The organism is Streptomyces sp. NPDC006314 (genome assembly GCF_040613075.1).
GTDB lineage: Bacteria > Actinomycetota > Actinomycetes > Streptomycetales > Streptomycetaceae > Streptomyces.
Genome location: NZ_JBEXRL010000001.1, coordinates 309,349 through 333,906, shown reverse-complemented (window position 1 = coordinate 333,906; position 24,558 = coordinate 309,349). Strand labels below are relative to the sequence as shown.

The window sequence follows — 24,558 nt, the reverse complement described above, 5'->3', positions numbered from 1 at the left end:
GGCGAAAGCACAGGAAAGCCGCAGGAGGGTCGCTGGGTGAGCGGCTCAGCAGGGGCGCTTGCGGAGTTCCATCACATAGTCGTGGGGCGCTCCGGCCGACTCCGCCGCGTCGGCGATCTCACCCAGGTAGCGTGCCGAGGGCAGCCCGCCCTCGTACCCGTCGAGGACGTACGCCCAGGCAGGCTCCTCGCCGTCCAGGGTGTGCACGCGCACCCGGACGCGCCGGTAGATGCCGAGGCCCACGCCCTCCCACCGGTCGAGCGACTCCTCGTCCATGGGTGCCAGGTCGTACAGGCCGACGAAGACCTGCGCCAGCGGGTCCTCCACGAGCGTCGCCAGCGCGCCCTCCCAGCCCAGCTGCTCCCCGCCGAAGGTCAGCCGCCAGCCGTTCAGCCAGCCGGTGGCGCGCAGCGGCGAGTGCGGGGCGCGGCGGGACATCAGCCGGGCGTCGAGGTTGCCGGCGTACGCGGCATAGAGCGACATGGGGAGAGGGTACGGCAGGGGAAACGCCGGTCACTCACGTCCCACGAGGACCTTTGGTGCGCCCCGGGGCAGTAGCACCTTGAAGCGTGCGGGACAATGGAGTACGTGACTCGGATCGTGATCATCGGTGGCGGACCCGGCGGATACGAGGCGGCCCTGGTGGCCGCCCAGCTCGGCGCGGAGGTGACCGTCGTCGACTGCGACGGTCTGGGCGGAGCGTCGGTGCTGACCGACTGCGTGCCGTCGAAGACCCTTATCGCTACGGCCGAGGTGATGACCACCTTCGACTCCTCCTACGAGGAGCTGGGGATCATCGTCGCCGACGACACCCCGCCCATGGAGCAGGCGGCCCGGGTGGTCGGCGTGGACCTGGGCAAGGTCAACCGGCGTGTGAAGCGGCTCGCGCTCGCCCAGTCCCACGACATCACCGCGTCCGTCACCCGGGCCGGCGCCCGGGTCATGCGCGGCCGCGGCCGGCTGGACGGCATGCAGGCCCTCGACGGCTCACGAAAGGTCGTCGTCAGCGCCGCCGACGGCACCGAGGAGACCCTCACCGCCGACGCCGTCCTCATCGCCACCGGCGGTCATCCGCGTGAACTGCCCGACGCCCAGCCCGACGGCGAGCGCATCCTCAACTGGACCCAGGTCTACGACCTCACCGAGCTGCCGGAAGAGCTGATCGTGGTGGGCTCGGGTGTGACCGGTGCCGAGTTCGCCGGCGCCTACCAGGCCCTGGGGTCGAAGGTCACGCTCGTGTCGTCCCGCGACCGCGTGCTGCCCGGTGAGGACCCGGACGCCGCCGCCGTCCTCGAGGACGTCTTCCGCCGCCGCGGCATGAACGTCATGGCCCGCTCCCGCGCGCAGTCCGCCAAGCGGGTCGGGGACCGGGTGGAGGTGACGCTGGCCGACGGGCGCGTCATCACCGGCTCGCACTGCCTCATGGCCGTCGGCGCCATCCCGAACAGCGCGGGCCTCGGCCTGGAGGAGGCCGGCGTCAAGCTGCGCGAGTCGGGTCACATCTGGACCGACAAGGTGTCCAGGACGACCGCCCCCGGCGTCTACGCGGCCGGTGACGTGACCGGCGTCTTCGCCCTCGCGTCCGTCGCCGCCATGCAGGGACGTATCGCCATGTACCACTTCCTCGGCGACGCGGTCGCCCCGCTGAACCTGAAGACGGTCTCCTCCAACGTCTTCACCGACCCCGAGATCGCCACCGTCGGCTACACGCAGGCGGACGTGGACGGGGGCAAGATCGACGCGCGGGTCGTCAAGCTGCCCCTGCTGCGCAACCCGCGCGCCAAGATGCAGGGCATCCGGGACGGCTTCGTCAAGATCTTCTGCCGGCCCGGTACGGGCATCGTCGTCGGCGGAGTGGTCGTGGCGCCCCGCGCCTCGGAACTCATCCACCCCATCTCGATCGCCGTCGACAACAATCTGACGGTCGAGCAGATCGCGAACGCGTTCACGGTGTACCCCTCCCTTTCGGGGTCGATCGCGGAGGTCGCCCGGCAGCTGCACACCCGCAAGGCGAGCGCCGAGGCCTGACCGGCCCTCACTTCCCGCTGGTCACGGGGAGTCGCCGCGTGTGCGTACGGCATAGTCGGGGCGGGTAGGCCCTATATCACCTCCCGCCCCACCACGCGAACAACTTCTGTTATTCGGCGCAAACTGCTGAAAGCAGACGGTCGCTGGGGTTACTGTCAGTTTCGTGTTCGCTGCTGAACGTCGCCAATTGATCCTCGAAATGGTGCGAGCGAACGGTGCCGTGTCGCTCCGTGAACTCGCCCGCGTCGTCCAGACCTCCGAAGTGACCGTACGGCGGGACGTGCGCGCACTGGAGGCAGAAGGACTCCTCGACCGCCGGCACGGCGGTGCGGTACTGCCGGGCGGGTTCACGCGGGAGTCCGGCTTTCCGCAGAAATCCCATCTCGCGACCGCCGAGAAGACGGCCATCGCCGACCTCGCCGCGGGCCTCGTCGAAGAGGGCGAGGCCATCGTGGTCGGCGCGGGTACCACCACGCAGGAGCTGGCCCGCCGGCTCGCGCGGGTGCCCGGACTGACCGTCGTCACCAACTCCCTGCTCGTGGCGCAGGCGTTGGCCCACGCCAACCGGGTGGAGGTCGTGATGACCGGCGGCACCCTGCGCGGCTCCAACTACGCCCTCGTCGGTTCCGGGGCCGAGCAGTCCCTGCAGGGGCTGCGCGTGTCCAGGGCCTTCCTGTCCGGGAGCGGCCTCACCGCCGAGCGCGGGCTGTCCACGTCCAACATGCTCTCGGCGTCCGTCGACCGGGCGCTGGTGCAGGCCGCCGCGGAGGTCGTGGTCCTCGCCGACCACACCAAGCTCGGCACGGACACGATGTTCCAGACCGTGCCGACGGATCTCATCACCCGCCTGGTCACCGACGAGCCGCCCGCCCACGACGACCGTGCCGCCACCGAGTTGCAGGCCCTCGCCGATCAGGGGGTGCAGATCGCCGTGGCCGGGGCGAGTGGGAGCCCGGGGGGTGAGCAAGGGCCTGCGGCGCGTCAGCAGCGGGCCTTGCCGGGCCCCCGCAGGGGGCATGCGCCGGGTTCCTCCGCGTTGCGCGCAGCGGGGCTGGGGGAGTCGGCGGCCGGTGCCGAACGGGGGCGCGTAGCGGATCTGCGGCGCCGCTAGCGAAAGGGCTCGGCCGGTTTCGCGCCCCTTCGCCGCAGGTCTTCAGATCGTCGTGCGGCTGCCGGCTCGTCCGGACCGGTCGCGCTGTTCCCCGCGCCCCCCGGCCGGCGGCCCCTGAGCCGGCTGTGCCTCATGCCCCCACCGGTAAGCACCGGACGCCCGGCAGACCGAGTGGCTGGTCCACCGGGCGTCACCCGAGACGTTGCCTTCAGTCCTTGATCTCGCAGATCGCGGCGCCGGAGGTGACGGAGGCGCCGACCTCTGCGGTCAGGCCCTTGATGGTGCCCGCCCGGTGGGCGTTGAGGGGCTGTTCCATCTTCATGGCCTCCAGGACGACGATCAGGTCGCCTTCCTGGACCTCCTGACCCTCCTCCACCGCGACCTTCACGATGGTGCCCTGCATGGGCGAGGCGAGGGTGTCGCCCGAGGCGACCGGGCCGGACTTCTTCGCGGCGCGGCGCTTGGGCTTGGCGCCGGCGGCGAGGCCGGTGCGGGCCAGGCTCATGCCGAGCGAGGCGGGCAGGGAGACTTCCAGGCGCTTGCCGCCGACCTCGACGACGACCGTCTCACGGCCACCGGTCTCCTCCTCCGCCTCGGCGTCGGCGGGAGCGGTGAACGGCTTGATGTCGTTGACGAACTCGGTCTCGATCCAGCGGGTGTGGACCGTGAAGGGATCCGTGGAGCCGGTCAGTTCCGGCGCGAACGCCGGGTCCCTGACCACCGCGCGGTGGAAGGGGATCGCGGTGGCCATGCCCTCGACCTGGAACTCCTCCAGCGCGCGGGCGGCCCGCTGCAGGGCCTCCTTGCGGGTACGGCCGGTCACGATCAGCTTGGCCAGCAGGGAGTCCCAGGCCGGGCCGATCACGCTGCCGGACTCCACGCCGGCGTCCAGCCGGACACCGGGCCCGGACGGCGCCGCGAACGTGGTGACCGTGCCGGGGGCCGGGAGGAAGTTGCGGCCCGGGTCCTCGCCGTTGATGCGGAACTCGAAGGAGTGCCCGCGCAGCTGCGGGTCGTCGTAGCCGAGTTCCTCGCCGTCGGCGATGCGGAACATCTCGCGGACCAGGTCGATGCCGGCGACCTCCTCGGTCACCGGGTGCTCGACCTGCAGACGGGTGTTGACCTCCAGGAAGGAGATCGTGCCGTCCTGGCCGACCAGGAACTCGCAGGTGCCGGCACCCTCGTAGCGGGCCTCCCTCAGGATCGCCTTCGAGGCCCGGTACAGCTCGGCGACCTGCGCCTCGGACAGGAACGGCGCCGGGGCCTCCTCCACCAGCTTCTGGTGGCGGCGCTGCAGCGAGCAGTCACGGGTGGAGACGACGACCACGTTGCCGTGCTTGTCGGCCAGGCACTGGGTCTCCACGTGCCGGGGGCGGTCCAGGTAGCGCTCGACGAAGCACTCGCCGCGACCGAACGCGGCCACCGCCTCACGCACCGCCGAGTCGTACAGCTCCGGAACCTCTTCCAGGGTCCGGGCGACCTTCAGACCACGGCCACCGCCACCGAAGGCGGCCTTGATCGCGATGGGCAGGCCGTGCTCCTCGGCGAAGGCCACGACCTCCTCCGCACCGCTCACCGGGTCCGGGGTGCCGGCCACCAGGGGCGCGCCGGCACGCTGGGCGATGTGCCGGGCGGCGACCTTGTCACCCAGGTCACGGATGGCCTGCGGCGGCGGGCCGATCCAGATCAGGCCCGCGTCCAGGACCGCCTGCGCGAAGTCGGCGTTCTCCGAGAGGAAGCCGTATCCGGGGTGGACGGCGTCCGCGCCGGACTCCCGGGCGGCGTTCAGCACCTTGCCGATGTCCAGATAGCTGGTGGCCGGGGTGTCACCGCCCAGAGCGAACGCCTCATCCGCGGCGCGGACATGCAGAGCGTCCCGGTCCGGGTCGGCGTAGACGGCCACGCTCGCGATCCCGGCGTCCCGACAGGCCCGGGCCACGCGGACAGCGATTTCGCCACGGTTGGCGATGAGCACCTTGCGCACGATTGAGGCTCCCTCCTTGAAACAAGCCGAGTTTAGGGACTGCCGACACGGCACTTCGACCCGTCCCCCATGGTGAGCTTGCCCACACGGAGCGTGATTCGAGGCTCGCTCGACCGGCGAAAGCCCTAGTCGCACCTCGATACGCAGGACTCTTCCGGAAAACCCTAGCCCTGTCATGTGGTCAAGGTCTCTGTGGTGGGGTGCTGCGGGCCACTCTGTTTCTTTGTCGAGTCCCTACGAATGGCCCAATGATTCTTTGCTGCCGCGTGAACCCTTGTCCCTGGGTTTACCCGTTAGTAGCGTTCTCGATGGCTCGAACGTACCTGGGGTAACGGATCGCTGGCTGGAGAGTGGGTGGGGACCGGTGGTGCGCAGACCGGTGGCGTGGGTCGTGGCGATCGTCCTCCTCGCCGAGGCGTTCGGCATCGCGGCCGTGAACTGGTTCCTCGGTGTGGTCGTCGACCGGCAGAAGATGTCGCTGGCCGGCCTCGACCCCGACGTCATGTCGACGTCCTCGAAGATCGGCGGCGTCGTCTTCGGCCTCTACTTCGCCCTGTGCGCCCTGGTGGCCGTGCTGGTCGCGGTCCGCGACCGCGCCCCGGCCGGCTTCGGCCGCATCCTGCTGATCAGCGCGGCCGTGGTGCACGGCCTGCTGGGCGCGCTCGCCTGGGGCCTGATCGGCTGGACCGCGTTTCTGTTCATGGTCGTGGTGCTCGCGCTGATCGTCCTGGTCCTGATGACCTACGACCGTGCGGACGGCCCCGAGCAGGCGGCCTCCGGCGGTGGTGCCGGCGAGGGCGGTGATCCGAAGGCGGAGGCCGGGCCGCAGCACGCGGACGGTGCGCCACGGGAGCTTCCGGAGCAGCGCGGTGCACCGCAGGACGGGGACGAGGAGCCGCAGGACTCCGTCCCCGCCCAGGTCACTCGGCCGGCGCCCACAACTCCGTGATACCGACACCCAGTTCGGCGAGGAGCTTGCGCACCAGGGGCAGGCTGATGCCGATCACATTGCCGTGGTCGCCGTCGATGCCCTCGATGAACGGCGCCGAACGGCCGTCCAGGGTGAACGCCCCCGCGACGTGGAGCGGCTCGCCGGAGGCCACGTACGCGGCGATCTCCGTGTCGCTCGGCTCGCCGAACCGGACGACGGTGGAGGCGGTCGCCGAGACGTACCGCTTGGCCTCCGTGTCCCAGACGCAGTGACCCGTCTGGAGGATTCCGGCCCGCCCGCGCATCGCCTTCCAGCGGGCGGTGGCCTCCTCGGCGTCGGCGGGCTTGCCGAGCGCCCGCCCGTCCAGCTCCAGCACCGAGTCGCAGCCGATCACCAGGGCGCCCTGCACCTCCGGCTTCGCCGCGACGACGGAGGCCTTGGCCTCGGCGAGGGCGAGCGCAAGCTCGGCCGGGGTGGGGGCGGTGACGGCGTCCTCGTCGACCCCGCTGACGATCACCTCGGGCGCGAGGCCGGCCTGCCGGAGCAGGCCGAGCCGGGCGGGGGACTGGGAGGCGAGCACGAGTCGCCTGTGGCGCTTGGCAGTCATGCGGTCAGGTTAGTCACGTGGTGCCGCCGGACTCACCTCAGACCGATCACGATCATCGCCACGACCATGGCCAGGGCCATGAGGAGGCCGAGCCGCCGCAGCATCTCCTGCATGTCACGCAGTTCCTCGGGCGGCTCGTTCTCGGGGTCTGACCACAGCATGCCACCAGCGTGGGGCCGGGCCGGGGCGGGCGCCTGAGTAGCCGTACTCAAATCGGTGCCCCGGTTTGTTCTCGTGTGCGCCCGCGGGGCGGGGCCGCGGGCCGGCACCGCCCCGCGCCCTGAGGCCGGCTCTCCCTAGCTCGGCCAGTACGTGCGGGTCCAGGACGCCGGCCCGGGCTTGGGCAGGCGGGCGGAGGCGATGCGGGACGGGTCGGACCACGCATCCCGCGGGCCCTCCGCGCCGGACGGCTGGACTGCTGCCGCCGCGGCGCGGGCGCGGACCACCGCCAGGGCGGCGGCCAGCTCCTCCGGGGTCGGATTGCCTCGTACGACCTTGATCGTCATGACGGCTTCCTATCGATCGGCCGGGCCTAGAGGGGGATGTTGCCGTGCTTCTTCGGAGGCAGGGATTCCCGCTTGGTGCGCAGCTGACGCAGCCCGCGGACGATGTGGGCGCGGGTGTCGGAGGGCATGATCACCGCGTCGATGTAGCCGCGCTCGGCCGCGATGTAGGGGTTGAGGAGGGTGTCCTCGTACTCCTGGATCAGCCGGGCCCGCACGGCCTCGAGGTCCTCGCCGCTCGCCTCGGCCTCGGCGATGGTGCGGCGGTGCAGGATGTTGACGGCGCCCTGGGCGCCCATGACGGCGATCTGGGCGGTGGGCCAGGCGAGGTTGAGGTCGGCGCCCAGGTGCTTGGAGCCCATGACGTCGTAGGCGCCGCCGAAGGCCTTGCGGGTGATGATGGTGATCAGCGGGACGGTGGCCTCGGCGTAGGCGTAGATCAGCTTGGCGCCGCGCCGGATGATGCCCTCGTGTTCCTGGCCGACGCCGGGCAGGAAGCCGGGTACGTCCACGAAGGTCAGCACGGGGACGTTGAAGGCGTCGCAGGTGCGTACGAAGCGGGCCGCCTTCTCGGACGCGTCGATGTCGAGGCAGCCGGCGAACTGCATGGGCTGGTTGGCGACCACGCCGACCGGATGGCCCTCGACCCGGCCGAAGCCGGTGACGATGTTCGGCGCGAACAGCGCCTGCGTCTCGAAGAACTCGGCGTCGTCCAGGACGTGCTCGACCACCGTGCGGATGTCGTACGGCTGGTTCGCGCTGTCCGGGACGAGGGTGTCCAGCTCGCGGTCCTCGTCGGTGACGGTGAGGTCGGCCTCCTCGGGGAAGACCGGAGGCTCGGAGAGGTTGTTGGACGGCAGGTACGACAGCAGCTGCTTGACGTACTCGATGGCGTCCTTCTCGTCCCCGGCCATGTGGTGGGCCACGCCCGAGGTGGAGTTGTGGGTGCGGGCGCCGCCCAGCTCCTCGAAGCCGACGTCCTCGCCGGTGACGGTCTTGATGACGTCCGGACCGGTGATGAACATGTGCGAGGTCTGGTCGACCATGACCGTGAAGTCGGTGATGGCCGGGGAGTAGACCGCACCGCCCGCGCAGGGGCCGACGACCAGGCTGATCTGCGGGATCACGCCGGAGGCATGCGTGTTGCGGCGGAAGATCTCCCCGTACGCGCCCAGCGACGCGACGCCTTCCTGGATGCGGGCGCCGCCGGAGTCGTTGATCCCGATGACCGGGCAGCCGGTCTTCAGCGCGAAGTCCATGACCTTGACGATCTTCTGTCCGTAGACCTCGCCGAGCGCGCCGCCGAAGACGGTGAAGTCCTGCGAGAACACGGCGACGGGCCGGCCGTCGACGGTTCCGTAGCCGGTGACGACCCCGTCGCCGTAGGGGCGGTTCTTCTCCAGACCGAAGTTGGTGGAACGGTGCCGGGCGAACTCGTCCAGCTCGACGAAGGAGCCCTCGTCGAGCAGCAGCTCGATCCGCTCACGGGCCGTCAGTTTGCCCTTCGCGTGCTGCTTTTCGACGGCACGTTCGGAGCCGGCGTGCGTCGCCTCATGGATGCGACGCTGGAGATCCGCGAGCTTCCCCGCGGTCGTGTGAATGTCGATCCCTTGGATCTCGTGACGCTCTTCCGGCTCGGACATCGGGATACGGCTCCCTGCCTGCTCAAAAGGGGGGACGGTTACTCATCCGTAGAGTAGTGGTGGGCTCACCGATCAGCACTGCGTCGTTTACCACACCTAGGGTGGCTTGCATGACGCCCCGAGATGCAGCAGACGACAACGGCAGCCGCTGGTCCGACCTCGACCGTCCGCCCCTGAACGCGGCCGCGCTCCGGCGGGCGCTGGTGCGCGAGGGCGGGCTCTGGTCGGCGCTGGAGGTCACCCAGCGCACCGGCTCCACCAACAACGACCTGGTCGCGCTGGCCGCGGCCGGCAAGGCGGGGGAGGGCGCGGTGCTGGTGGCCGAGGAGCAGACGGCCGGCCGGGGCCGCCTGGACCGCCGGTGGACGGCACCGCCGCGCTCCGGCCTCTTCTTCTCCGTGCTGCTGAACCCGGCCGAGGTGCCGGTCGCCCGCTGGGGATGGCTGCCGTTGCTGACGGGGGTGGCGGTGGCGACCGGCCTGTCCCGGGCCGCGGGCGTCGACACGGCACTCAAATGGCCGAACGACCTGCTGGTGACCGTGGACGGGGAGGAGCGCAAGGCCGGGGGCATCCTGGCCGAGCGGGCGGGCCGGGACGGCGTGGTCGTCGGCGTCGGTGTCAACGTCACGCTGCGGGCGGACGAGCTGCCGGTCCCGCAGGCGGGCTCGCTGGCGCTGGCCGGGGCGCAGGGCACGGACCGGGATCCGCTGCTGCGCGCCGTGCTGCGGTCGCTGGAGGACTGGTACGGGCGGTGGCGGGCGGCAGGGGGCGACCCCGTCGTCAGCGGCTTGCAGGACACGTACGCGGCGGGCTGCGCGACGCTCGGACGGATGGTGCGGGCGGAGCTGCCGGGAGAGCGGTCGATCGTGGGCGAGGCGGTCGCCCTGGACGGGGACGGCCGGCTGGTCATCGCCACGGAGGAGGGGGTGCGGGAGCCGGTGGGGGCGGGGGACATCGTGCACGTGCGGCCGGCGTAGGGGTACGACGTCGGCCTGGTGCCCTGTGCCGCGGCCGGCCGGAGGCGGTTCCGGCCCGCCCGCGCCGGCGAGGTGCCGCCTCTGCTCGGGGACGGGCGGCGGCACGACCGCCCGCAGCCCCGGCGTCCCGTGCGGGTGCGGCGACCGCGGCTCCCTGGGGGCGCGGGGAACCGCGCGACCAGCGACGATGGACTCGCAGCTGTGCACGGCGATCAAGCACCGCCGGAGAAACGCCGGGTCACCTGACCGGTGCCGAGCCGGCACCCCCCGGCCGAACCCGACGGAGTGAGCTGGCGCACACCTGCCGTAGAGTTGAGGCCGGTCGATACCTGACCGCGGCAGATCGGAAGGGCAGCAGGCGTGACCGTCGACGACACCGGCTCCGGCGCGGGCGCGGACGGCCGGGTGGACCCTCCCCTCGAACGGGGGGACGCCTACGCCGCCGACCCCGGCGAGGACCCGCTGGCCCTGCGTCTCGAACAGCTCATCCTGGGCGCCGAGCGCCGCTACACCCCTTTCCAGGCGGCCCGCAGCGCCGGTGTCTCCATGGAACTGGCCTCGCGGTTCTGGCGGGCCATGGGGTTCGCCGACATAGGCCAGGCCAAGGCCCTCACCGAGGCCGACGTACTCGCCCTGCGCCGCCTGGCCGGCCTGGTGGAGGCGGGGCTGCTCAGCGAGGCCATGGCGGTGCAGGTGGCCCGGTCCACCGGGCAGACCACCGCCCGGTTGGCGGAGTGGCAGATCGACTCCTTCCTGGAGGGCCTGACCGAGCCCCCCGAGCCGGGGATGACCCGCACCGAGGTGACGTACCCGATCGTCGAGCTGCTCCTGCCCGAGCTGGAGGAGTTCCTCGTCTACGTCTGGCGCCGCCAGCTCGCCGCCTCCGCCGGCCGGGTCGTGCAGACCGGTGACGACGAGGAGATGGTCGACCGGCGGCTCGCCGTCGGCTTCGCCGACCTCGTCGGCTTCACCCGGCTGACCCGCCGCATGGAGGAGGAGGAACTCGGCGAGCTGGTCGAGGCCTTCGAGACGACCGCCGCCGACCTGGTGGCCGCGCGCGGCGGCCGGCTCATCAAGACCCTCGGCGACGAGGTGCTGTACGCGGCGGACGACGCCGGTACGGCCGCGGACATCGCGCTGCGGCTGGTCGAGACGCTGGCGAACGACGAGACGATGCCGGAGCTGCGGGTCGGCATGGCGTTCGGCACGGTGACCACTCGTATGGGCGATGTGTTCGGTACGACGGTGAACCTGGCGTCCCGGCTCACCTCGATAGCCCCCCGTGACGCCGTGCTGGTGGACAGCGCCTTCGCGGAGGAGCTGATCCGCACCGGGGAGGCGCCCGCCTCCGAGGCGGAGGCGGCCGAGGCCGCGGCGGCCGCCGAGAAGGAGGGCGAAGAACCACCGACGTACCGCTTCGCGCTCCAGCCGATGTGGCAGCGCCCGGTGCGTGGGCTCGGCGTGGTCGAACCATGGCTGCTCACGCGCCGGGACGGCCGGCTCTAGCTTCCCCCTGCGGGACGGTCGGTCCTGGCTCGTCCGGCTGGTCCTACCGGTCGCGGGCGCCGGATACGTCGACGCACAGGACGATCACGGGGAGGCACACCTCGCCCGGATCGGGCTTCGCCGTGCTGTGGCTCGGCGTCGGGGTCGGGGTCGGCGTGGGCGTGGGAGTCGCCGGGGCGCGGCGCGGGACGGACGGCGTCGCCGAGGGCCGCGATGTGGTGCCGCCCGGTGTGGACGGGGCGCCGGTCGGGATGGTGGTCGGGACGGAGGTGTCGTCGGACGGTGCCGCGGGGGTGCCCGGGGCGGCGGGGGCCGGGATCCCGGTGTTCGCCGGTGCGAGGCTTCCGCCACCCATGGCGGAGGTCGCCGAGGGCAGCCTGGTGGGCTCGGCGGCGACGGGGGCGGCGGTGTTCGCCGAGTGGTCCGTGGCGCCATCGCCGGGGTCGGGCCACGGCTCGGCCTCCGCCGTGCCCGGGGCGCCGACCCCGGATTCCGGGGCGACGCGGATCAGGCTGAGGACCCCCGCGGCCAGGGCGAGGCCGCCGGCGGCGAGCAGCACCATGCGGGGGCGGGGCTTGCGGTGGCGCCCGTGCCGTCCGCCGGACGCACCGCCACCGACCGGTCCGTCCGGCTCGCTCTCCTGTTCCGTACGGGACTGTGCACGTATCGGTGTCATGGGTTCCCTCCCCGCCGCGCGCCCCGGGCCCGCCGGGGCGGAGCGCACGCTATGCGCTCCTGTGGGCGGGGCGGGGTGAGACGGCCGGGATGTCACTCGAACGGGCGTAGCCCCCTGGGCTTCACGGGACGGGGTACGACTGCGATGATCGGGCCGACAGTGAGTTAACCCGCGTTAACCGGAGGGTGTCATGAGCGAGGAGCGGTTCGGGGAGTTCGTGCTGGTGCGGCGGCACGGGCAGGTGGCGGAGCTGGTGCTGGACCGGCCCAAGGCCATGAACGCCGTCTCGACGGAGATGGCCCGCTCGCTCGCGGGTGCGTGCACGGCGCTGGCCGGCGACCGGGACGCGCGGGTGGTCGTACTGACCTCCTCCCACGAGCGGGCGTTCTGTGTCGGGGCCGACCTGAAGGAGCGGAACTCCTTCACGGACGCGGACCTCGTACGGCAGCGGCCGGTGACGCGGGGGGCGTACACCGGGGTGCTGGAGCTGCCGATGCCGACGATCGCGGCGGTGCACGGCTTCGCGCTGGGGGGTGGGTTCGAGCTGGCGCTGGCCTGTGACCTGATCGTGGCCGACCGCACGGCCGTGGTGGGGCTGCCGGAGGTGTCGGTGGGCGTGATCCCGGGTGGTGGCGGTACGCAGTTGCTGCCGCGGCGGGTCGGGGCGGCACGGGCGGCCGAGCTGATCTTCTCGGCGCGGCGGGTGGAGGCCGCGGAGGCGGCCGGGCTGGGCTTGGTGGACCAGGTGGTGGAGGACGGCCGGGACCGCGAGGAGGCGCTGGCTCTGGGTGCCCGGATCGCGGCGAACTCGCCGGTCGGCCTGCGTGCCGCCAAGCGGGCGCTGCGGCTGGGGCACGGGTTGGATCTGCGGGCCGGGCTCGAGGTGGAGGACGCGGCGTGGCGGTCGGTGGCGTTCTCGGGGGACCGGGCGGAGGGGGTGGCGGCGTTCAACGAGAAGCGCAAGCCGGAGTGGCCGGGGGAGTAGCAAAGGAGCTTTCCGGTTGCCCTGTGCTGCGGCTCCGCAGGGGCGTGGGGAGCCGCGCGGCCGGCCTCCGTGCCCCCGCACTCGGCGACGGTCACTGGTTTCGCGGCGCGGTCCAGGCACCGGACGACGGTCCGCAGGTTTCACGGTGCGGCCCCCGGTCCACCTGATCGCCGCACCGATGTCCCGAATCATCCCGTTCCTCCCTAACCTGGAGTGATGGGCGAGGACAAGCGGCTCGTTGCCGTCGTGGCGCTGGCGCAGGGGATGGCGGCGGCGCGCACTCCGCGGGAGTCGTGGCAGGCCGCCGCGCTCGGTGCCTGCCGGGCGCTGGACGGCAGCTTCGCGGCACTGTCGGTGTGGGAACGGGAGCTGGGCCGGTTGCGGGTCCTCGTGAACGTGGGGGACAGGGCGCCGGACGAGGAGGAGTTCCCGAACGCCGAGGCCTACCCGGTGCACCAGTTCCCGGAGATCACCGAGTTCCTGCACGAGCGGTGGGCGGGCGGCAGGGGCCCCAACGCCTGGGTGGAGACCGCCGAGGGGGCGGCCGCGGGCACCCCCGGTTACTTCCATCAGCGTGTCGCCGCCCTTCGCCGCAGGGGCCGTGGCTGCTGCGTCGTCGCCCCCGTCGTGCTGCACGGCAGGGCCTGGGGCGAGCTGTACGTCGCCCGTGCGGTCGGGGAGCCCCTGTTCGGGCGGGCCGACGCCGACTTCGCCACCGTGCTGGCCGCTGTCGTCGCCGCCGGGATAGCGCAGACCGAACGCCTGGAGGAGGCCCGCCGGCTCGCGTACACCGACGCCCTCACCGGACTCGCCAACCGCCGTGCCGTGGACGTGTGCCTGGAGGAGGCCGTCGAGCGGCACCGTACGGAGGGCGTGGTCGTCAGCCTCGTCGTCTGTGATCTGAACGGGCTCAAGCGGGTCAACGACACCCGCGGGCACGCCGCCGGCGACCGTCTCCTGGAGCGGTTCGGCTCGGTGCTCTCGCTGTGCGGGGCGATGGTGCCGGGGGTGCTGGCCGCGCGGCTGGGCGGGGACGAGTTCTGTCTGCTCGCGGTCGGCCCGCCCGCCGACGACGTGGTGAAGGCCGCGGACGAACTGTGCCGCAGGGCGGCGGTACTGGAGCTGGGGGAGGGGGTCGCGTGCGGCATCGCCTCGACCGAGGACCCGATCGGGCCGGTGCGGGACGCCCGGCGGCTGTTCCGGCTGGCGGATGCGGCGCAGTACCGGGCCAAGGCGCTGCGCGCGGACCGGCCGGTGGTGGCGGGCCGGGAGGGGCCGGACGATCCCGTCGTGCGGCTGGCCGACGAACCGCCGCCCTCGCGTGCCGAGCGTCGCCGTTTCCGGGGGCGCCGCCCCTGAGGCGAAGCCCACACCGGACGGTAAGGGTCACCCCCGCATCCCACTAGTGACATCACCGCATTCAATGCGTACGCTCCTGAATATGGATATGCACACTGTGGTGGTGGGGACGTCCGGTGTCTCGGCGTCCGACGTTCTCGCCGTGGCGCGCGGCGGTGCCCGCATCGAGCTGTCGGCGGAGGCGGTGGCGGCCCTCGCGGCGGCCCGGGAGATCGTGGACGCGCTGGCGGCCAAGCCGGAGCCGGTCTACGGCGTCTCCACCGGCTTCGGAGCCCTGGCGACCCGGCACATCAGCCAGGAACTGCGCGCCCAGCTGCAGCGCAACATCGTCCGCTCGCACGCCGCCGGCATGGGCCCGCGGGTGGAGCGCGAGGTCGTCCGGGCCCTGATGTTCCTGCGCCTGAAGACCGTCTGCTCCGGCCACACCGGCGTCCGGCCCGAGGTCGCGCAGACCATGGCCGACGTGCTGAACGCCGGGATCACCCCGGTCGTGCACGAGTACGGCTCCCTCGGCTGCTCCGGCGACCTGGCCCCGCTGTCCCACTGCGCCCTCACGCTCATGGGCGAGGGCGACGCGGAGGGGCCCGACGGGGTCGTACGGCCCGCCGGTGAGCTGCTCGCCGAGCACGGGATCCAGCCCGTCGAGCTGCGCGAGAAGGAGGGCCTGGCCCTCCTCAACGGCACGGACGGCATGCTCGGCATGCTGATCATGGCTCTCGCCGACCTCGACACCCTCTACAAGTCCGCCGACGTCACCGCCGCCCTCAGCCTGGAGGCGCTGCTCGGCACGGACAAGGTACTCGCGCCCGAGCTGCACGCCATCCGCCCGCACCCGGGCCAGGGCGCCTCCGCAGCCAACATGCTCGCCGTGCTCAAGGGCTCCGGCCTCACCGGGCACCACCAGGGCGACGCGCCCCGCGTCCAGGACGCCTACTCGGTGCGCTGCGCCCCGCAGGTCGCCGGTGCCGGACGCGACACCCTGGCGCACGCCCGCCTCGTCGCCGAGCGGGAGCTGGCCTCCGCCGTCGACAACCCCGTCGTGCTGCCCGACGGACGTGTGGAGTCCAACGGCAACTTCCACGGCGCCCCGGTCGCCTACGTCCTGGACTTCCTCGCCATCGCCGCCGCCGACCTCGGCTCCATCGCCGAGCGCCGCACCGACCGGCTGCTGGACAAGAACCGCAGCCACGGTCTGCCGCCGTTCCTCGCCGACGACGCCGGCGTCGACTCCGGCCTGATGATCGCCCAGTACACGCAGGCCGCGCTGGTCAGCGAGCTGAAGCGGCTCGCCGTACCGGCGTCCGCGGACTCCATCCCGTCCTCCGCCATGCAGGAGGACCACGTGTCCATGGGCTGGTCGGCCGCGCGCAAGCTGCGCACCGCCGTGGACAACCTCACCCGGATCATCGCCGTCGAGCTGTACGCGGCCACCCGCGCCATCGAGCTGCGCGAGGGCCTCACCCCGGCGCCCGCCTCACAGGCCGTCATCGAGGCCGTACGGGCCGCCGGCGTGCAGGGTCCCGGTCCGGACCGGTTCCTGGCGCCCGACCTGGCCGCCGCCGACGCGTTCGTGCGGGGCGGAGAGCTGGTGGCGGCCGTGGAGACGGTCACCGGGCCGCTGCAGTAGGGACCGAGCGAGGAGGGGCCCTGTCGTCCGACAGGGCCCCTCCTCGCAGTGTGTCGCTACGTCACTTCAGCTTGGCCGACTGCGCCTTGACGACCTCCGGCGACACCGCGTAGGTCTTCTTGGTCATCATCGCGCCGATGTTCATCGTGAAGTACGACGCCACGGTGTTCCCGTGCCGGACGACCTCGGCGTACACGGGCGCCGTGTCCCCGTCCTCCATGTCGCTCGTCGCCGCGAACGCCACCGACTCGTCCCCCGTGCCCGAGGACTTCTCCTCCGCGACCTTGGTGAACTTCATCTTGGTCCCCGCCTGCTCGCCGGAGAAGCCGTCCCCGCAGGCCTTCACCGCGTCGGAGACCGCCTTGAGGGCCTTCGCGGCGCCGTCCCCGTCGTAGGAGGACAGGGAGACCGTGGTGACGTCCCGGTCCATCGACTTGTTGATGGCGTCCTCGAACTTGCCGTCGGCCATGTCGTCCAGGGACGTCGCCTTGTCCGTGGGGTCCTTCTTCTGGTTCTCCGTGACCAGACGGTCCGTCTGCGCCGCCGCCGCGGCCGGCGGGAGGCCGGACATGACGCGGGCCAGCGGCCCGCACGCCACCCCGTCCGGCGTGATCGGCTTGGCTCGGCTGGCCGGCACGGCCCCGACCTTGTAGCCGGGCACCTCGCCCTCGGCGACGATCAGATTCTTCAACTCGGCGGCGCTGAGCGCCTTCGCGGCCGGCTTCCCGTCCGCGCCCCCGCCGTCCCCAGAGTCCTTCGACCCCCCGTCGGAACAGCCCGTGACAAGGGCGAGCGACAGCGCGCTCACAGCTGCGGTGGCGCACAGCCGCACGCCCGATGATCTCTTCATGCGCGAACTATGTGTGCGCTGCCGAAGATTCGTCAAGAAAATTCAAAAGCCCAGGCGTTCGCGGCGCACCGAATACACCACGAAACCGGCGCCCAGGCCGAGGAAGAGGGTCCCGCCCACGACGTACGGCGTGGTGTCGGGGCTCCCGGTGTCGGCGAGTTCGGCGTCGTCCGCCGCCTCCCGCGCGCTCTCGGCGGCCGCCGCCGACACCGCCCTGGCCTGCTGGGTGACGTGTGTCGTGGAGTACGCCGTGACGGACTTCGCCGTCGACTCTCTCGCCGGGGAGTCCTGCGACGCGTTTGCGGACGGGACGAACCACAAGGCGCAGAGCAGGGTGCCCGCGGCGGTGGCGGTCAGCAGCGGACGGCGAGCGGATGACACGGAATATCGATCCCCTTGTGGCGCTGGCGAATTGGCCGTGTGGGGCGATGTTAGTGAAAGACGCGGGTCACGGGAAAGTCACGGGAGGTTTCGGTCGTACGCTCCCGCCATGAGCGCTGAAGAGACATCACGTTATGTACGGCTTCGTGTGGAGATCCTCCTGGAGGTGGAGGACGAGGACCAGGTGACCAAGGCGGCGCTGCGCCGGCTCGCCGCCGATCGGGAGCTGCCGCAGGAGGAGCGGACCCAGGCCGAGGGTGCTGTGACGGAAGACACCGCGGAGGCCCTCGCCTACCTCGTGGACCCGTTCGACCTGGTCAGCGAGGTGCCCGGGGTGGAACTCCAGCAGGCGTCCTGGTCCAGCGAACGGATCACCTATGACCCTGACTCGCCCGACTGGGACCTGGACGAGGATGATGAGGAGGGCGACGACGAAGAGGGCGGCATCGGCTGAGCGTTCCGGGGCACCCATGACCCCGGACGGCAACCGCCGTCCGGGGTTTTGTCGTCTCAGGGGGCGTACGGAGACTTCGCCGCCACCCCGCCTCGGCGGGACGTGGTGTGGCCCACACCTGCGAACAATGTGGAACGGGATGGATCGGCCGTAGCGTTGACAGTTCTCATGAGGACTCTCGGGCTCGGCGAATTCGGCAACGATGGAGAAGCGTGTGATGACGGACAGTAAGCGGCGCAGGGGCCTGACGGTCGCGTCCGCACTGCTCGGTAGTGTGCTGGTGCTCACGGGCTGTTCCGGCGGCGATGACGCCCGGGCGTCCGACGGTGGCGACGCCTCGCAGGCCAAGGCCGACGAGGCCGCGGCCGAGAAGTCGTCCGAGGCGCAGATCACTATCACGCCCAAGGACGGCTCCAACAACGCCTCCATCAACAACTCGGCCGCAGTCAAGGTCGCCAAGGGCACTCTCACCAGCGTGTCCATGACCACCGCCGACGGCAAGGCCGTGGCCGGCGCGCTGTCCGCCGACAGGACCAGCTGGAAGCCCAGCGTCCAGCTGGAGCGGTCGACCACCTACAAGCTCGCCGCGGAGGCGAAGGACTCCGACGGGCGCGTCGCCCACGAGAACGCCTCCTTCACCACGGTCTCCCCGGCCAACAGCTTCATAGGCAACTTCACGCCGGACAACGGCACCACCGTCGGCGTGGGCATGCCCGTCTCGATCAACTTCGACAAGGCGATCACCAACAAGGCCGCCGTCCAGAAGGGCATCACGGTCACCTCCAGCAGTGGCCAGGAGGTCGTGGGCCACTGGTTCAACGCCAACCGCATCGACTTCCGGCCGGAGACGTACTGGAAGGAGAACTCCAGCGTCACACTGAAGCTGGCGCTCGACGGTGTCGAGGGCGCGAACGGCGTCTACGGCGTGCAGCAGAAGACGATCACCTTCCGCATCGGCCGCAACCAGGTTTCCTACGTCGACGCGAAGACCAAGCAGATGAAGGTCACGCAGGACGGCAAGGTCGTCAAGACCATCCCGATCTCCGCCGGTTCGCCGGAGAACAAGACGTACGAGGGCATCATGGTGATGTCCGAGAAGTTCAAGCAGACGCGCATGAACGGCGCGACCGTGGGCTTCACCGACGACGACGGCAAGGGCGAGTACGACATCAAGGACGTGCCGCACGCCATCCGCCTCACCGGCTCCGGCACCTTCCTGCACGGCAACTACTGGGGCGCGAAGTCCATCTTCGGCAGCGTCAACACCAGCCACGGCTGCGTGGGCCTGCCCGACACCAAGGGTGCGAAGGACCCGAGCACACCGGCCGCGTGGGTGTACGACCACTCCCTCCTCGGTGACGTCGTGGTCGTCCAGCACACCGGTGACAAGACCGTCTCCCCGGACAACGGCCTCAACGGCTGGAACATGGACTGGGCGCAGTGGAAGGCCGGTTCGGCGATCTGACGCCGCCCCCTCCACAGCCTTCCGATGCCGCCCTCAGGGGGCGGCATCGGCGTTCACGAGGGCGAGCCGTGCCATCCGCGAGGGCAGGATCACGGTGAAGGCGAACGCCGGTGCCTGACGGCGTATAACACCGCCCGGACACCGGGGACTTCGCGGTTCTGTAACGGTGTTCGGGCTACCGCGTAACAGTTCCCGGACGCGCTTTCTTACTGTCCTCTCCTCTATTGAGCCGCCCGATCGCCCCCCGGCATACTGCGTGACCCGGGGGGTTGACGTGCACACGTACGAAGCTGCCCCCGGCCGGGTGAACGGGGAATTCACCCGGTACCTCATCTCCAGGGGGAGAACTTGCGCAGACAAGTGAAAAGAGCAGCTGCGGCCGGCGTGGCGACGGCCGCAGCCGTCGCCCTCGCAGCGGGAATGACCAGCCCGGCGTCGGCGAAACCCGCACACGCCACGGCCGCTGCCTCCGCGCTCACCGCCAAGCACCAGGTCACCCTCATCACCGGTGACCGGGTCGCCCTCGACGCCAAGGGCCGGGTCGTCGGCCTGGAGCGGGGCAAGGGGCGCGAGCACATACCCTTCCAGGTCCGCAAGGCCGGCGGACACACGCTGGTCATCCCCGCCGACGCGGCCCGCCTGGTCGCCTCCGGCAAGCTGGACCAGCGCCTGTTCGACATCACCGAGCTGAACAAGGCCGCCACCCGCAAGGCCCAGAAGAACGGCCTGAAGGTCATCGTCGGCTACAACGGCTCCGCCGCGTCCGCGAAGGCCGACGTCCGGGACGCGGGCACCCTGCGCCGCAGCCTGAAGGCGCTCAACGCGGACGCCGTGCAGACCCCGGTCGAGGACACCGCCGAGTTGTGGGACGCGGTCACCAACGGCGACAGCACCGCCTCCGGTATCGCCCACGTCTGGCTCGACGGCGTCCGCAAGGCCGCCCTCGACAAGTCCGTGCCGCAGATCGGCGCCCCGACCGCGTGGGCCGCCGGCTACACCGGCAAGGGTGTGAAGGTCGCCGTCCTGGACACGGGTGTGGACGCCACCCACCCGGACCTCAAGGACCAGGTGATCGAGGCCAGGAACTTCACCACCGCCGCCGACGCCACCGACCACTTCGGTCACGGCACGCACGTCGCCTCCATCGTGGCGGGCACCGGCGCCAAGTCGGGCGGCAAGTACAAGGGTGTCGCTCCGGACGCCAAAATCCTCAACGGCAAGGTCCTGGACGACACCGGATCCGGTGACGACTCCGGGATCCTCGCCGGCATGGAGTGGGCGGCCTCACAGGGCGCCGCCGTCATCAACCTGAGCCTCGGCGGCTACGACACGCCCGAGGTCGACCCGCTCGAGGCCGAGGTCAACAAGCTCTCCGCCGAGAAGGGCGTCCTGTTCGCGATCGCCGCGGGCAACGAGGGCCCCCAGTCGATCGGCTCGCCGGGCAGCGCGGACGCCGCGCTCACCGTCGGCGCCGTCGACAAGAAGGACAAGCTGGCGGACTTCTCCTCCACCGGCCCGCGCGCAGGTGACGGCGCCATCAAGCCGGACGTCACCGCGCCCGGCGTGGACATCACCGCCGCCGCGGCCAAGGGCAGCGTCATCGACCAGGAGGTCGGCGAGAAGCCCGAGGGCTACCTGACCATCTCCGGCACCTCGATGGCCACCCCGCATGTCGCGGGAGCCGCCGCGATCCTGAAGCAGGAGCACCCCGACTGGAGCTACGCCGAGCTGAAGGGTGCCCTGACCGGCTCCACCAAGGGCGGCAAGTACACGCCGTTCGAGCAGGGTTCGGGCCGGATCCAGGTCAACAAGGCGATCAAGCAGTCCGTGATCGCGGAGCCGGTGTCGGTGAGCTTCGGGGTGCAGCAGTGGCCGCACACCGACGACAAGCCGGTCACCAAGAAGCTGACGTACCGCAACCTCGGTGACAAGGACGTCACGCTCGCCCTGGCCGGCACCGCCACCAACCCCAAGGGCGCGGCGGCCCCGTCGGGCTTCTTCAAGCTCGCCGCGACCAGGCTGACCGTCCCGGCGCACGGCAAGGCCTCGGTCGGCTTCACCGTCAACACCAAGCTCGGCGGCACCGTCGACGGCGCCTACTCCGCCTACGTGACGGCGACGGGCGGCGGTCAGACGATCCGTACGGCCGCCGCGGTCCAGCGCGAGGTGGAGTCGTACGACCTCACGCTGAAGTTCATCGGCCGTGACGGCAAGCCGGCCCCGTACTACGGCGCCGACGTCACCGGTGTGGCCGGCCTGGCCAACGGCGTCTGGCTGAACCCGTACGACAAGTCCGGCACGGTGAAGGTACGGGCACCCAAGGGCACGTACATCCTCAACACCTCCATCTACGGTGACCCGGAGAACGCCGCCAAGGGCATCGACTGGATCGCCCAGCCGAAGCTGACCGTCGCCAAGAAGCAGACGATCACGATCGACGCGCGCAAGGCCAAGCCGGTGGACATCACCGTCCCGGCCTCGGGCCTGACCTCGCAGTTCGCCTCGCCGGAGTATGAGGTCACCCTCGGCAACGGCCAGTACGGCTACGGCTGGTTCCTGGACTCGTACAAGAACTTCCGTACCGCCCACCTGGGTGCGGCGCCGCCCGCCGGGACGCTGTACCAGCAGTGGGACGGCCACTGGACCAAGGGCACGAACGAGGAGTACGACGTCACCTCAGGCGGCCCGGTCAAGCGGCTCGCCACCGGTTACACCAAGCACTACAAGGCGAGCGACCTGGCCACGGTCAAGGCCCGGCTCGGTGCCGCCGCCGGCGGCAAGACCGGCTCGGTCAACGCCGTCGGCTGGCTGCCCGGCAGCTCCAGTGCCTCCTCCATCGGCATCAACCAGAAGCTGCCCGGCACCCGCACCCTGCACCTGTCCGCCAAGGGCGGTGTGAGCTGGCAGCTGGAGTTCGAGCAGAACGGCGGATTCGACCCGGACGGCTTCCCGGTCTCCGACGCCGCCTACGCCCTGGGCCAGTTCTCCTTCAAGGCCGGCAAGACCTACACGAAGACGGTCAACACCGCGGTCTTCGGCCCGCACGTCTCCAAGGACTTCGGCCTCTTCCGGGACGGCAACGAGATCTTCGGTTCGCTGCCGCTGTTCGCCGACTCGGCCAAGCACACCGGGTACTCGGATTTCACCTCGGTGAACACGACCCTGTACCGCAACGGCACCAAGGTCGGCTCCCACAACGACCCGCTGTTCGGCGCGCAGACCTTCAAGGTCCCGGCCGGTGACGCGGCCTACAGGCTGACCACCTCGGTCAAGCGGTCGGCCAAGGTCTCCCAGGCCTCCTCCCGGGTCGACGCGACCTGGACCTTCCGGTCGAAGAAGCCGTCGAGCGACTTCGCCCAGCTCCCGGCCTCCGCCCTGCACTTCGGCGCCACCACCGGCCTGGACAGCCGTGTCGCCGCCGGCAAGACGGTCACCTTCCCGGTCACCGTCGAGGGTTCGGCCGCGGGCGGCAACCTGAAGTCCCTCGCCGTCTACGTCTCCTACGACGGCAAGACGTGGAAGAAGGCCGACGTCCGCGGCGGCAAGATCACCGTGAAGAACCCCGCGAAGGGCAAGTCCATCTCCTTCCGCGCCAAGATCACCGACAAGAAGGGCAACACGTCGGAGATCAAGATCTACAACGCGTACTACGGCAAGTGAGCCACCGTACCTGAGTAGGCCGTGAGCGAACGGCCCGCCGGAGCAGAAGCTTCCGGCGGGCCGTTCGTGCTTGTGTGCACCCATGACGGCTCACACGGTCGAGTACATCCGTTACCGAATTCCCGAGCAGCAGTCGGCTCAGTTCCTGGCCGCCTACACCCGAGCGGCAGCCCAGCTGGCCGCGTCCCCGCAGTGCGTCGACTTCGAGCTGGCCCGCTGCGAGGAGGACCCCGCGTTCTTCGTCCTGCGGATCACCTGGACGTCGACGGCCGACCACCTGGAGGGCTTTCGCAGGTCGGAACTGTTTGCGCCGTTCCTCGCGGAGATACGGCCGTACGTGGAGAACATCGAGGAGATGCGCCACTACCAGCCGACGTCCGTGCAGGGCACGGGTGCGGCGGTGCCGACCCTTCACGAGTGGGCGGGCAGCGCCGCGGCCTTCTCCCGGCTGACGGAGATCTTCTACGACAAGGTGGTCAAGGACGACCTCCTCGCCCCGCTCTTCGCCGGACTGCCTCCCGAGCACGCCCAGCACGTCGCCCTCTGGCTGGGCGAGGTCTTCGGCGGGCCGGCCCGCTACTCCGAGACCCAGGGCGGGCACGGGCACATGGTCGCCAAACATGCCGGCCGCAACATCAGCGAGGCCCAGCGCCGCCGGTGGGTGAACCTCATCCAGGACGCCGCCGACGAGGCGGGCCTGCCGACGGACGCGGAGTTCCGCTCGGCGTTCCTGGCCTACGTGGAGTGGGGGACACGGCTGGCCGTGTACTTCTCCGGTCCGGACGCCGAACCGCCCGCCGAGCAGCCCGTGCCGAAGTGGACGTGGGGAGCGATGCCGCCGTACCGGGGATGACGCGCGGTCAGGCCGACGGTACGGCCCTGGTCGCATCCGTGCCCCAGCTGGCCAGCAGGCGCAGGGACTCCGCCGACGTGGAACCCGGCTCCGCGTGGTACGCCACCAGTGACACGTCCGAGTCGTCCGCGAGGCGGAAGGACTCGAAGTTCAGGGAGAGGTCGCCCACCAGGGGGTGGTGCAGCCGCTTGACGCCATGGCTCTTCTCCCTGACGTCATGGGTGGCCCACAGGCGGCGGAACTCCTCGCTCTTCACGGAGAGTTCTCCCACCAGCGCCGACAGACGCGGGTCGTCCGGGTAGCAGCCCGCGTCCATGCGCAGGGCACAGACGATGTCGATCGCCTTCTGCTCCCAGTCGATGAACAGATCGCGGTACTCGGGACGCAGGAACACCAGGCGCGCCCAGTTGCGCTCGGTGGCCGGGAGCTCCGCCCAGTCGCCGAAGACGGCCGCCGCCATGCGGTTCCAGGCGAGGATCTCGGCGCGGCGGCCGACGATGTACGCCGGTACCCCGTCCATCGTGTCCAGCAGCCGGCACAGGGAGGAGCGGACCTGCTGCTGCCGCGCCGCCGGCTTCTTCTTGTGCGACTTCGGTTTGGCCAGGTGGGTGAGGTGGGCGTGCTCGGCGTTCGTCAGCCGCAGGGCGCGGGCGATCGAGTCCAGCACCTCCGCCGAGACGTTCCGTCCGTTGCCCTGTTCGAGGCGGGTGTAGTACGCCACCGACACCCCGGCCAGCTGCGCCAGCTCCTCGCGGCGCAGCCCCGGCACCCGGCGGTGCCGTCCGAAGTCCGGCAGACCCACGTCCTCCGGCTTCAGCCGGGCCCGCCGGCTGCGCAGGAACTCGCTCAACTCGGCCCGCCGGTCCAGGGGCCCGCCGGGCGCGGCTGCCACCTGCGGCTGTTCGTCCCTGCGTTCCATACGTCCAGTATTCATGGTCGTAGTCACCGGAGCCTGACC

The 24,558-nt window shown here is 71.1% G+C and carries 22 protein-coding genes; 12 read left to right on the top strand and 10 right to left on the bottom strand.

What is annotated here, in order from left to right:
- Nucleotides 1-45 precede the first annotated feature (45 nt).
- Nucleotides 46-483: a gamma-glutamylcyclotransferase gene (locus ABZ079_RS01505; protein ID WP_356937327.1), complete on the bottom strand. Its 438-nt coding sequence runs from the start codon at nt 481-483 to the stop codon at nt 46-48.
- 96 nt (nt 484-579) lie between these two features.
- Here ABZ079_RS01505 and ABZ079_RS01500 point away from each other — a divergent pair, with 96 nt between their 5' ends.
- Nucleotides 580-2,028 carry an NAD(P)H-quinone dehydrogenase gene (locus ABZ079_RS01500; RefSeq protein WP_356937326.1) on the top strand — a complete coding sequence of 483 codons (1,449 nt, stop codon included), beginning with the start codon at nt 580-582 and terminating at the stop codon, nt 2,026-2,028.
- 187 nt (nt 2,029-2,215) lie between these two features.
- Nucleotides 2,216-3,139, top strand: coding sequence for a DeoR/GlpR family DNA-binding transcription regulator (locus ABZ079_RS01495; protein ID WP_356937646.1), 924 nt, complete (start codon nt 2,216-2,218; stop codon nt 3,137-3,139).
- 208 nt (nt 3,140-3,347) lie between these two features.
- Here the strand turns inward: ABZ079_RS01495 and ABZ079_RS01490 are convergent, their stop codons facing one another.
- The gene (locus ABZ079_RS01490) at nt 3,348-5,123 is read right to left on the bottom strand and encodes a biotin carboxylase N-terminal domain-containing protein (RefSeq protein ID WP_356937325.1); all 1,776 of its coding nucleotides are present in this window, start codon (nt 5,121-5,123) and stop codon (nt 3,348-3,350) included.
- A gap of 364 nt (nt 5,124-5,487) precedes the next feature.
- On the opposite strand from ABZ079_RS01490, the gene ABZ079_RS01485 reads away from it, so the two are divergent.
- Nucleotides 5,488-6,072 carry a hypothetical protein gene (locus tag ABZ079_RS01485; protein ID WP_356937324.1) on the top strand — a complete coding sequence of 195 codons (585 nt, stop codon included), beginning with the start codon at nt 5,488-5,490 and terminating at the stop codon, nt 6,070-6,072.
- Here ABZ079_RS01485 and ABZ079_RS01480 read toward each other — a convergent pair.
- The 4 genes from ABZ079_RS01480 to ABZ079_RS01465 form a co-directional block, all read right to left on the bottom strand.
- Nucleotides 6,044-6,661, bottom strand: coding sequence for a nucleoside triphosphate pyrophosphatase (locus tag ABZ079_RS01480; protein WP_356937323.1), 618 nt, complete (start codon nt 6,659-6,661; stop codon nt 6,044-6,046). The genes ABZ079_RS01485 and ABZ079_RS01480 overlap by 29 nt on opposite strands.
- A 32-nt stretch (nt 6,662-6,693) precedes the next feature.
- A complete protein-coding gene (locus ABZ079_RS01475) occupies nt 6,694-6,822 on the bottom strand; it encodes a hypothetical protein (RefSeq protein WP_356937322.1) in 129 nt (42 codons plus the stop codon).
- Between the two features lie 135 nt (nt 6,823-6,957).
- Nucleotides 6,958-7,167: an acyl-CoA carboxylase epsilon subunit gene (locus tag ABZ079_RS01470; protein WP_356937321.1), complete on the bottom strand. Its 210-nt coding sequence runs from the start codon at nt 7,165-7,167 to the stop codon at nt 6,958-6,960.
- 26 nt (nt 7,168-7,193) lie between these two features.
- On the bottom strand, nt 7,194-8,807 hold the full coding sequence (locus ABZ079_RS01465) for an acyl-CoA carboxylase subunit beta (protein ID WP_356937320.1): 1,614 nt from the start codon (nt 8,805-8,807) through the stop codon (nt 7,194-7,196).
- A gap of 110 nt (nt 8,808-8,917) precedes the next feature.
- Here ABZ079_RS01465 and ABZ079_RS01460 point away from each other — a divergent pair, with 110 nt between their 5' ends.
- Together ABZ079_RS01460 and ABZ079_RS01455 are read left to right on the top strand one after the other, a co-directional pair.
- Nucleotides 8,918-9,784 carry a biotin--[acetyl-CoA-carboxylase] ligase gene (locus ABZ079_RS01460; protein ID WP_356937319.1) on the top strand — a complete coding sequence of 289 codons (867 nt, stop codon included), beginning with the start codon at nt 8,918-8,920 and terminating at the stop codon, nt 9,782-9,784.
- A gap of 360 nt (nt 9,785-10,144) precedes the next feature.
- On the top strand, nt 10,145-11,290 hold the full coding sequence (locus tag ABZ079_RS01455) for an adenylate/guanylate cyclase domain-containing protein (protein WP_356937318.1): 1,146 nt from the start codon (nt 10,145-10,147) through the stop codon (nt 11,288-11,290).
- Nucleotides 11,291-11,333: 43 nt separating this feature from the next.
- Here the strand turns inward: ABZ079_RS01455 and ABZ079_RS01450 are convergent, their stop codons facing one another.
- Nucleotides 11,334-11,966 carry a hypothetical protein gene (locus ABZ079_RS01450; protein ID WP_356937317.1) on the bottom strand — a complete coding sequence of 211 codons (633 nt, stop codon included), beginning with the start codon at nt 11,964-11,966 and terminating at the stop codon, nt 11,334-11,336.
- Nucleotides 11,967-12,156: 190 nt separating this feature from the next.
- Between ABZ079_RS01450 and ABZ079_RS01445 the strand changes: the two genes are divergently transcribed.
- The 3 genes from ABZ079_RS01445 to hutH all read left to right on the top strand — a co-directional run bounded on the left by ABZ079_RS01445 (nt 12,157) and on the right by hutH (nt 15,937).
- Entirely contained in the window at nt 12,157-12,951 is a 795-nt protein-coding gene (locus tag ABZ079_RS01445; RefSeq protein WP_356937316.1) for an enoyl-CoA hydratase-related protein, read from the top strand.
- A gap of 216 nt (nt 12,952-13,167) precedes the next feature.
- Nucleotides 13,168-14,310, top strand: coding sequence for a GGDEF domain-containing protein (locus tag ABZ079_RS01440; RefSeq protein ID WP_356937315.1), 1,143 nt, complete (start codon nt 13,168-13,170; stop codon nt 14,308-14,310).
- Nucleotides 14,311-14,398: 88 nt separating this feature from the next.
- Nucleotides 14,399-15,937, top strand: a complete 1,539-nt coding sequence (gene hutH / locus ABZ079_RS01435; RefSeq protein ID WP_356937645.1) for a histidine ammonia-lyase — start codon at nt 14,399-14,401, stop codon at nt 15,935-15,937.
- 61 nt (nt 15,938-15,998) lie between these two features.
- Here the strand turns inward: hutH and ABZ079_RS01430 are convergent, their stop codons facing one another.
- Together ABZ079_RS01430 and ABZ079_RS01425 are read right to left on the bottom strand one after the other, a co-directional pair.
- Complete coding sequence (locus tag ABZ079_RS01430; RefSeq protein WP_356937314.1) at nt 15,999-16,787, bottom strand: hypothetical protein; 789 nt, start codon at nt 16,785-16,787, stop codon at nt 15,999-16,001.
- A gap of 42 nt (nt 16,788-16,829) precedes the next feature.
- Nucleotides 16,830-17,168, bottom strand: coding sequence for a hypothetical protein (locus tag ABZ079_RS01425; protein WP_356937313.1), 339 nt, complete (start codon nt 17,166-17,168; stop codon nt 16,830-16,832).
- A gap of 109 nt (nt 17,169-17,277) precedes the next feature.
- On the opposite strand from ABZ079_RS01425, the gene ABZ079_RS01420 reads away from it, so the two are divergent.
- The 4 genes from ABZ079_RS01420 (at nt 17,278) to ABZ079_RS01405 (ending at nt 23,600) form a co-directional block, all read left to right on the top strand.
- Nucleotides 17,278-17,622: a hypothetical protein gene (locus ABZ079_RS01420; RefSeq protein ID WP_356937312.1), complete on the top strand. Its 345-nt coding sequence runs from the start codon at nt 17,278-17,280 to the stop codon at nt 17,620-17,622.
- Nucleotides 17,623-17,839: 217 nt separating this feature from the next.
- Complete coding sequence (locus ABZ079_RS01415; RefSeq protein WP_356937311.1) at nt 17,840-19,087, top strand: Ig-like domain-containing protein; 1,248 nt, start codon at nt 17,840-17,842, stop codon at nt 19,085-19,087.
- A gap of 360 nt (nt 19,088-19,447) precedes the next feature.
- Entirely contained in the window at nt 19,448-22,747 is a 3,300-nt protein-coding gene (locus ABZ079_RS01410) for a S8 family serine peptidase (protein ID WP_356937310.1), read from the top strand.
- Nucleotides 22,748-22,829: 82 nt separating this feature from the next.
- Nucleotides 22,830-23,600, top strand: coding sequence for an antibiotic biosynthesis monooxygenase (locus ABZ079_RS01405; protein WP_356937309.1), 771 nt, complete (start codon nt 22,830-22,832; stop codon nt 23,598-23,600).
- 7 nt (nt 23,601-23,607) lie between these two features.
- On the opposite strand, the gene ABZ079_RS01400 is transcribed toward ABZ079_RS01405, so the two are convergent.
- Nucleotides 23,608-24,519: a helix-turn-helix transcriptional regulator gene (locus ABZ079_RS01400; protein WP_356937308.1), complete on the bottom strand. Its 912-nt coding sequence runs from the start codon at nt 24,517-24,519 to the stop codon at nt 23,608-23,610.
- Nucleotides 24,520-24,558 lie beyond the last annotated feature (39 nt).

Excerpts from the sequence above, each read along its gene's own strand:
- ABZ079_RS01480 (WP_356937323.1), bottom strand. The coding sequence starts at position 6,661 with ATGACTGCCAAGCGCCACAGGCGACTCGTGCTCGCCTCCCAGTCCCCC.
- ABZ079_RS01420 (WP_356937312.1), top strand. The coding sequence starts at position 17,278 with ATGAGCGCTGAAGAGACATCACGTTATGTACGGCTTCGTGTGGAGATC.
- ABZ079_RS01440 (WP_356937315.1), top strand. The coding sequence starts at position 13,168 with ATGGGCGAGGACAAGCGGCTCGTTGCCGTCGTGGCGCTGGCGCAGGGG.
- ABZ079_RS01430 (WP_356937314.1), bottom strand. The coding sequence starts at position 16,787 with ATGAAGAGATCATCGGGCGTGCGGCTGTGCGCCACCGCAGCTGTGAGC.
- ABZ079_RS01470 (WP_356937321.1), bottom strand. The coding sequence starts at position 7,167 with ATGACGATCAAGGTCGTACGAGGCAATCCGACCCCGGAGGAGCTGGCC.
- ABZ079_RS01450 (WP_356937317.1), bottom strand. The coding sequence starts at position 11,966 with ATGACACCGATACGTGCACAGTCCCGTACGGAACAGGAGAGCGAGCCG.
- ABZ079_RS01460 (WP_356937319.1), top strand. The coding sequence starts at position 8,918 with ATGACGCCCCGAGATGCAGCAGACGACAACGGCAGCCGCTGGTCCGAC.
- ABZ079_RS01415 (WP_356937311.1), top strand. The coding sequence starts at position 17,840 with ATGACGGACAGTAAGCGGCGCAGGGGCCTGACGGTCGCGTCCGCACTG.
- ABZ079_RS01500 (WP_356937326.1), top strand. The coding sequence starts at position 580 with ATGGAGTACGTGACTCGGATCGTGATCATCGGTGGCGGACCCGGCGGA.
- hutH (WP_356937645.1), top strand. The coding sequence starts at position 14,399 with ATGCACACTGTGGTGGTGGGGACGTCCGGTGTCTCGGCGTCCGACGTT.
- ABZ079_RS01400 (WP_356937308.1), bottom strand. The coding sequence starts at position 24,519 with ATGGAACGCAGGGACGAACAGCCGCAGGTGGCAGCCGCGCCCGGCGGG.
- ABZ079_RS01445 (WP_356937316.1), top strand. The coding sequence starts at position 12,157 with ATGAGCGAGGAGCGGTTCGGGGAGTTCGTGCTGGTGCGGCGGCACGGG.
- ABZ079_RS01405 (WP_356937309.1), top strand. The coding sequence starts at position 22,830 with ATGACGGCTCACACGGTCGAGTACATCCGTTACCGAATTCCCGAGCAG.
- ABZ079_RS01475 (WP_356937322.1), bottom strand. The coding sequence starts at position 6,822 with ATGCTGTGGTCAGACCCCGAGAACGAGCCGCCCGAGGAACTGCGTGAC.
- ABZ079_RS01465 (WP_356937320.1), bottom strand. The coding sequence starts at position 8,807 with ATGTCCGAGCCGGAAGAGCGTCACGAGATCCAAGGGATCGACATTCAC.
- ABZ079_RS01505 (WP_356937327.1), bottom strand. The coding sequence starts at position 483 with ATGTCGCTCTATGCCGCGTACGCCGGCAACCTCGACGCCCGGCTGATG.